The following is a 5,288-nucleotide window of genomic DNA, read 5'->3' on the forward strand; positions in this document are numbered from 1 at the left end:
CCGGGGACCGGCCGGCGGCGGCCCGGGGCGCGGGCCCGGCGGCGGGCCCGGGCGGAACGGCGCGGTCACGAGCCGGTACCGCCGGAACCCTTGCGCCCGGCGGCCTTCTTGACCGGCCGCGTCGGGGTGGCCGGCGATTCCTCGGCGGGGGTCCGGACGACCGTGGCGGCCGGCTTCTTCGCGATGGCCTTCTTCGCCACGGCCTTCTTCGCGATCGCCTTGGTCCGTGCGGGCGTGGGAGGTGCCGAGACCGGCGCCCCGGCGGCCGGCGTGGTCGGCTGCTCCGCGGTCGACTCCCCGGAGGGCGTCACCTCGCCGGACCCGGCCGTCTCGGCGGCCAGGCCAGGGCCGGCCCCGGCGCTCGGGGCGGCGGTCACCGGCGTGCCGGTGGCCTTCGCCTCACGAAGCTGCCGCTCCAGGTCGTGCACCCGGCGGGTCAGCTCGGCGACCTCGTCGCCGGTGGCCAGCCCGACCGCGCCCAGGGCGCGATCCACCTCGAAGCGGACCAGCTTGGTCAGCGCCTCCCGGTTCGCCAGGCCGGTGGAGACCAGCTCCTCGGCGAGCGACTGGAGCTGGGCGGCGGTCGCGCCGCCCTGGCCGACCACGCGCTTCACGGCGTCCTGGGCCTTCTTCCGGGGCGCCTCCGTCAGGCCCATGGCCAGCTCGAGGTAGGCGCGCCACGCGTCCTGCATGCCTGAGGTCCTTCCGCGGGGCGGGGTGTGCAGGTGTCACGCTACCGGGCGCCCCGCACGCCCCATTGCGGTACGGTGCCGGGAAACGGCGTGGCGCGTGGTGAGGAGACGATGTGGCCAGCGTGGACGAGTGCCGGCAGGCGTTGCGGGACCTGGCCGCCCGGCTGGACCGGCACGCCGACGTGCAGGGCCGGATCGACCTCGACCGCACCCTCGCCTGCCGGGTCACCGACCTGGACACCGCGTTCCACGGACGCATCGAGGGCGGCCGGCTGGTCGACCTGGCCGACGGCGACGACCCGAAAGCGAAGATCGCGCTGAGCACCAACAGCGACGACCTGGTCGCCCTGGTGCACGGTCAGCTCGACATCATGAAGGCCGTGGGCGCCCGGCGGGTCTCCATCAAGGCCAACCCGTTCGACCTGATGAAGCTCCGCAAGCTGCTCTGACCGGGGACGTCAGTCCGCCAGGCCGAGCACGGCCAGGGTCTCCCCCGCCGCCTCGGACGCCGGCCGCACCCGCGGGCCGGCCCCCGTCGACCAGGCCACCGCGCAGAGCGCCGCGATGGCGTCCAGCGGGCGTCCCGCGCCGTCGAGGGCGAGCCCCACGTCGGTCACGGTCGCCGACCAGCCGCCGGCGTCCGCCGCACCGGGCAGCCGCACCACGGCCGCCGGATCGAAGAGCCCCGCCAGGTCCAAGGAGACGTACGCGGGCCGGCGCGCCTCGGGCGCGGCCAGCAGCTCGGCCACGTCGCTCACCCCGGTGAGCACCAGCAGGCTGTCCAGGCCGGCCCGCCGGGCGCCCTCGATGTCGGTGTCCAGCCGGTCGCCGACCACCAGGGTCCGCCCCTCGCCGGCCCGGCGGGCGGCGGTGGCGAACAGCGCCGGCTCCGGCTTGCCCACCACCACGTCGGGGTCCCGCCCCAGCGCCGTGCGCAGCACCGCCACCAGCGACCCGTTGCCGGGCAGCGGACCGCGCGGGCTGGGCAGGGTGCGGTCGGTGTTGGTGGCGTACCAGGACGCGCCCGCCCGGACCGCCAGCGACGCCTCGGCCAGGTCGGACCAGCCGACCTGCGGGCCGTATCCCTGGGCCACGGCGGCGGGCTCCTCGTCCACGGTCGACACCGGGCGCAGGCCCACGGCGCGCAGCTCCGCGCGCAGCGCCTCCGCCCCGACCACCAGCACCGGCGCGCCGGCAGGCAGCCGGTCGCGCAGCAGCTCGGCGGTGGCGGCCGCGGAGGTGAGGACCTCTTCGGGGCCGGCCGGCACACCCATGCCGGTGAGCAGGTCGGCCACCTCGCTGGAGCGGCGCGAGGCGTTGTTCGTCGCGTAGGCGACCGCCCGGCCCTCGGCACGCAGCCGGCCGACCGCCTCGACCGCGCCGCGTCCCCGGCGCTCCCGGTCACCGGCGCTCCGGTGCCTCGTCGCCCGTCGCGTTGCCGCCCGAGGCGCCCGGGCCGGCGGCGTCGACGGCGGCGGCGCGGGTGTCGGCGGCGAGCGAGCGCGCCTCCGCGTCGGTCAGCTCGTCGTCACCCAGGTCCGACGCGTCCCGGTCCCGGTACCCGGCGCCCTCGCCGGCCGGTACCGCGTCAGCGGCGTCCGCCGCGACGGCGTCGGCCCGCAGCCGGGCGTCGCCGTCGAGGTCGTCGTCCCCGTCCTCGTCGCGCTGGTCGTCGTCCTCGTCGCCTTGGTCGTCGTCCTCGTCCGCGTCGCCGTCGAGGTCGTCGTCCTCGTCGTCGAGGTCGTCGTCGTCCGCGTCGTCGAGGTCGTCTTCGTCCTCGTCGTCGTCTTCGTCGTCGAGGTCGCCATCCTCGTCGTCGTAGCCGTCGTCCTCGTCGTCGTCCTCGTCCTCGTCATCGTCGTCGTCGTCGAGGCCGTCGTCGTCCTCGTCGTCGTCGAGATCGTCGGCGTCGCCGGTCAGGTCGGCGTCGGGACGGGCCGGCACGGCGCCCGGGGCGCCCGGACCGGTGGCGAACTCCTCGTCCACCTCGTCGTCGCCCTCGATGACGACGCCGTCCAGCTCCAACAGCCGCTCGGCGGCGTCGGTCTCGCCCTCGGCGTCCATGTCGGCGGCCCGCGAGAACCACTCCCGCGCCTCCTCGCGCCGACCCACCGCCAACAGCGCGTCCGCGTACGCGTAGCGCAGCCGCGCCGCCCACGGCTCGGTCGACTCGGCGGTCAGCTCGGGAACCTGGAGCATGGCCACGGCCGCGTCCTTCTGCCCGAGGTCGCCCCGCGCCCCGGCGGCCACGATCAGCAGCTCGATGGCGACGCCCTGGTCGAGCTTGTCCCGGTCCGCCCCGCGGAACAGGTCGATGGCCCGCTCCGGACGGCCCAGCGCCCGCTCGCAGTCGGCCAGCACCGCCAGGTGGCTCTGCAGCCCGGTCATCCGGTGGTAGGTACGCAGCTCGGCGATCGCCGTCTGCCACTCCCCCGCGTGGTACGCGGCCAGCCCGACGGCCTCCCGCACCGCGGCGATCCGCGAGGCGAGCCGGCGGGCCGCCATGGCGTGCGCCAGCGCCTCGGCCGGGTCGTCGTCGATCAGCAGCCCGGTCGCGACCAGGTGCCGGGCGACGGTTTCCGCCACCGGCTTGGCCAGGGACAGCAGCTCCGCCCGGACGGTCGAGTCGAGGTCGGTCGCGACCACCTCGTCCGGCAACGCCGGCGCCTCACCCGTACGCCCCTCGGAGCGCTCGTCCCGCCGCTCGCGGTACGCGGCGCCCTGGCCGCGGTCGTCCCGGCCGTAGCCCCGGCGCTCACCGTCGCGCTCGGTACGCTCCCGATCACCGCGGAAGCCACCCTCGCGCTCCTCGCGGCGGAAGCCACCGGGCTGCTCGTCGCGACGGAAACCCTCGCGACGCTCACCACCGGGGCCACCTTCGCGACGCTCACCGCCACGGAAACCGCCCTCACGGTCGCCGCCGCGGAAGCCACCCTCGCGACGCTCACCGCCACGGAAGCCACCCTCACGGTCGCCGCCGCGGAAGCCACCCTCGCGACGCTCACCGCCACGGAAGCCACCCTCACGGTCGCCGCCGCGGAAGCCACCCTCGCGACGCTCACCGCCACGGAAGCCACCCTCACGGTCGCCGCCGCGGAAGCCACCCTCGCGACGCTCACCGCCACGGAAGCCACCCTCACGGTCGCCGCCGCGGAAGCCACCCTCACGGTCGCCGCCGCGGAAGCCACCCTCGCGACGCTCACCGCCGCGGAAACCGCCCTCGCGGTCGCCGCCCGGGCGGCGCTCACCGCCAGCGAAGCCCTCGCGACGCTCGCCGCCGCGGAAACCGCCCTCACGGCGGTCGCCGCCACGGAAGCCGCCTTCGCGACGCTCGCCACCACGGAAGCCACCCTCACGGTCGCCGCCACGGAAGCCACCCTCGCGGCGCTCGCCCCCACGGACGCCACCGGGCCGCTCGTCGCGGCGGAATCCCTCGCGGCGCTCACCACCGGCGAAGCCCTCGCGACGCTCGCCGCCCCGGAAGCCGCCCTCACGGCGGTCACCGCCGCGGAAGCCGCCCTCGCGGTCGCCGCCCGGGCGGCGCTCACCGCCAGCGAAGCCCTCACGACGCTCCCCGCCGCGGAAGCCACCCTCGCGACGCTCGCCACCACGGAAGCCACCCTCACGGTCGCCGCCGCGGAAGCCACCCTCGCGGCGCTCACCACCGCGGAAACCGCCCTCGCGACGCTCCCCACCGCGGAAGCCACCCTCGCGACGCTCGCCACCACGGAAGCCACCCTCACGGTCGCCGCCGCGGAAACCGCCCTCGCGGCGCTCACCGCCACGGAAGCCACCCTCACGGTCGCCGCCCGGGCGGCGCTCACCGCCAGCGAAGCCCTCGCGACGCTCCCCGCCACGGAAACCGCCCTCACGACGCTCCCCACCGCGGAAACCGCCCTCACGGCGGTCGCCACCACGGAAGCCGCCCTCGGGACGCTCGCCCCCACGGCCGCCCTCACGGTCGCCGCCGCGGAAACCGCCCTCGCGACGCTCGCCGCCACGGAAGCCACCGCCCTCGCGGTCGCCACCGCGGAAACCGCCCTCGCGACGCTCGCCGCCACGGAAGCCACCGCCCTCGCGGTCGCCGCCACGGAAACCGCCCTCGCGACGCTCGCCGCCACGGAAGCCACCGCCCTCGCGGTCGCCACCGCGGAAACCACCCTCGCGACGCTCCCCGCCACGGAAGCCACCGCCCTCGCGGTCGCCGCCACGGAAACCACCCTCGCGGCGTGCTCCGCCGGAACTGCCGTCACGTCGGTCGCCCCCGCGGGAACCGCTGTCGCGGTCGCCGGCGCGGAAGCCGCCTCGCGGGCCGCCCGAGCGGTCGTCGCGGTCGCCCCGGTACGAGGGACGGTCGTCGCGGCGGGCGTCACCGCGCCCCTGCCCACGCTCGGCACGGTCCTCGTAACGACGGGGGCGATCGTCGCCCTGCGGTCCTGAACTCACAGGTACATCCTTCCTCATTGCGTCTCCGAAGACGCTAACGCAGTCGAGGGCCGACCCTGCTGGGGCGGCCCTCGACTGGAAGATTGTCCGGCGGTGTCCTACTCTCCCACACCCTCCCGAGTGCAGTACCATCGGCGCTGGAGGGCTTAG

The 5,288-nt window shown here is 76.6% G+C and carries 3 protein-coding genes and 2 pseudogenes; 2 read left to right on the plus strand and 3 right to left on the minus strand.

Going from position 1 to position 5,288, the window contains the following annotated elements; genetic code table 11:
• Positions 1-65 precede the first annotated feature (65 nt).
• The gene (locus B0E53_RS32880) at positions 66-692 is read right to left on the minus strand and encodes a hypothetical protein (RefSeq protein WP_107079516.1); all 627 of its coding nucleotides are present in this window, start codon (positions 690-692) and stop codon (positions 66-68) included.
• 113 nt (positions 693-805) lie between these two features.
• On the opposite strand from B0E53_RS32880, the gene B0E53_RS32885 reads away from it, so the two are divergent.
• Positions 806-1,141, plus strand: a complete 336-nt coding sequence (locus B0E53_RS32885) for an SCP2 sterol-binding domain-containing protein (RefSeq protein ID WP_107079517.1) — start codon at positions 806-808, stop codon at positions 1,139-1,141.
• A 9-nt stretch (positions 1,142-1,150) separates the two neighbouring features.
• Here the strand turns inward: B0E53_RS32885 and B0E53_RS32890 are convergent.
• Positions 1,151-2,074 (minus strand): annotated as a pseudogene (locus B0E53_RS32890) (HAD-IIA family hydrolase); the annotation flags it as partial.
• A gap of 454 nt (positions 2,075-2,528) precedes the next feature.
• Positions 2,529-3,278, minus strand: a pseudogene (locus tag B0E53_RS32895) (hypothetical protein); the annotation flags it as partial.
• Between B0E53_RS32895 and B0E53_RS37175 the strand changes: the two are divergent.
• Entirely contained in the window at positions 3,255-5,132 is a 1,878-nt protein-coding gene (locus B0E53_RS37175; RefSeq protein WP_146167870.1) for a hypothetical protein, read from the plus strand. The pseudogene B0E53_RS32895 and the gene B0E53_RS37175 overlap by 24 nt on opposite strands.
• Positions 5,133-5,288: the final 156 nt, after the last annotated feature.

The organism is Micromonospora sp. MH33, from assembly GCF_003013775.1.
GTDB classification, from domain to species: domain Bacteria; phylum Actinomycetota; class Actinomycetes; order Mycobacteriales; family Micromonosporaceae; genus Micromonospora; species Micromonospora fulviviridis.

Excerpts from the sequence above, each read along its gene's own strand:
- B0E53_RS32880 (WP_107079516.1), bottom strand. The coding sequence starts at position 692 with ATGCAGGACGCGTGGCGCGCCTACCTCGAGCTGGCCATGGGCCTGACG.